Source organism: Flammeovirga agarivorans (assembly GCF_012641475.1).
Classification (GTDB): Bacteria; Bacteroidota; Bacteroidia; order Cytophagales; family Flammeovirgaceae; genus Flammeovirga; species Flammeovirga agarivorans.
Map to the genome: position 1 here is coordinate 1 of NZ_JABAIL010000144.1, position 513 is coordinate 513.

General features: G+C 54.0%; 1 pseudogene. It reads left to right on the forward strand.

The features are described 5' to 3' along the window. Positions 1-513: pseudogene (locus HGP29_RS28675) on the forward strand (IS3-like element ISKpn18 family transposase); the annotation flags it as partial.

Here is a 513-nt window from a genome sequence, read left to right on the forward strand (position 1 = left end):
GGACTCAAGGCCTGTTGGCGTCGCAAGTTCGCTCATACCACCGATAGCAAACACCATTTGCCGGTGGCAGAGAACGTGCTCAACCGTCAGTTTGAGCCTGAAGCACCCAATACGGCCTGGGTGTGCGATGTGACGTACATTCGGACCGACAGCGGTTGGCTATATCTGGCCGCTGTGCTGGATCTGTATTCACGTCGCATCGTGGGTTGGTCCATGGCACCGACCATGCCTGCACAGCTGGTGTGCGATGCGTTGAGCATGGCTATTTCGGTTCGCCAACCGGCACCGGGTTTATTGGTTCATTCGGACCGGGGCAGTCAATATGCCAGTGCTGAACACCGGCAATTACTTGAAAACCATGGTCTGGTACTCAGCATGAGCCGCAAGGGTAATTGCTGGGACAATGCCGTGATGGAGCGGTTCTTTCTGAATTTGAAAATGGAGCGTGTCTGGCAGACTCGGTATGCCAACCATACAGAAGCCAAACAAGACATCACCGACTACATCGTTAAC